Annotated in this window: 3 protein-coding genes; all 3 read left to right on the plus strand. The window is 67.8% G+C overall.

All coding sequences use genetic code 11. The features are described 5' to 3' along the window. Window positions 1-291: hypothetical protein (locus ACMO6A_RS00170; protein ID WP_418470617.1), on the plus strand; the 291-nt coding region annotated here is incomplete at its 5' end. Between the two features lie 184 nt (window positions 292-475). Next, the gene (locus ACMO6A_RS00175) at window positions 476-859 is read left to right on the plus strand and encodes a hypothetical protein (protein ID WP_418470618.1); all 384 of its coding nucleotides are present in this window, start codon (window positions 476-478) and stop codon (window positions 857-859) included. A 16-nt stretch (window positions 860-875) separates the two neighbouring features. After that, window positions 876-1,252 (plus strand): helix-turn-helix domain-containing protein (locus ACMO6A_RS00180; RefSeq protein ID WP_418470619.1); only part of this gene is annotated, 377 nt, incomplete at its 3' end.

Below are 1,252 nucleotides of genomic sequence, written 5' to 3' on the forward strand. Positions count from 1 at the left end.
CCCGTGGAGTTCACGGAGCCGGACAGGGGACCAGCGCATGCGCGCTTCTGCCTGTCCCAGGAGAAGGCGGCGGGCTCGCGCCGCGTCGAGCACAGGTTCCACTGTGTCGCGTTCGGCCCGGTGGCGATGGCCGTGGCGGCCTCCCTCGCCCCCGGCGTCGCCGTGGTGCTCGAGGGGGAGCTGGCCGAGGCGAGGGCGGCATCGTTTCTCGACGGACGGCCGCGCAGGGCCGAGGCCGGCGGGCAGAGCGAGATCAAGGTATCGACTTTCCTCAAGGTCGACGCGCGCTGATTCAGGCACGGGTCCAAACGGCCTGTGCCTTTTTCATCCCACACACCAGCATACATACGCATGTACGCATATGCGCATATACGCAACCGCACATTTTCGTTTTTACGCATTTGTGCGGTTGCGCATCTGCACATTTGGGTAGATACAGACACAGGATGCGGGCCTGGGCCCGCGATGGATGACCATGGAGGGATGGCATATGGGAAGGAAAGATTCCGCCGGGAATCAGGCCGGCGCGGCGAGGATGACGGTCGGCGATAGGTTCTGGGCGCGGCGTATCCGCCCGATCTTCGACGACGGCGACCTCACGCTCGAGCAGAAGTCGGTCTTCTGCTGCATCGTGGCGCGCGATCCCATGTCGGTGGCGATCGAGTGCCCGGCGCGCGACATCGCGGCGGCCGAGGCCGGCCTGCCGCGCCGCGACTACGACGAGGCGCTGGCCGCGCTCGAGCGCGGCGGCTACATCGTCGACATCGTGACGCCCTACGGCGAGGACCGGGACGGGGAGCTCTGCATGGTCCCGATCCCCGCCGAGGTCGTGCGGGAGGGGGTGCAGTGCCGTGAGTAGCGCAAAGGAGCGCGGCATGGCGGCACAGCCCGCCGGCCGCATCCGCGACGAGCTCGACGAGACGTTCGAGATCCTGGACCGCGACGGCGCGGTCGTCGTCTTCGGCGGCGACCTCATGGAGCGCGGCTTCGGCATCGTCTCGGCCAAGGCGACCGAGGACACCCGCCTGTCGTCGTCGGCCAAGGGCGTCTACGCCTACTTCTGCGCCCATGCCGGCGCGGGCACCCATTCGCTGTTCCCGTCCGTGGACACGATCTGCACCCACCTCGCGATGTCGCGCAACACCTACTACCGCCACCGCCGAACCCTGGTCGAGTGCGGCTACATCAGCGTGCACCAGGGTCGCGCGCAGGGCCAAGGGCGCTATCTCTCGAACCGCTACGTGGTCAATGC

It is taken from the genome of Eggerthella sp. (genome assembly GCF_048329335.1).
Taxonomy (GTDB): Bacteria; Actinomycetota; Coriobacteriia; order Coriobacteriales; family Eggerthellaceae; genus Eggerthella; species Eggerthella lenta.

Bases quoted from the DNA above. Each gene is read 5' to 3' on its own strand.
- ACMO6A_RS00175 (WP_418470618.1), top strand. From the start codon at position 476: ATGGAGGGATGGCATATGGGAAGGAAAGATTCCGCCGGGAATCAGGCC.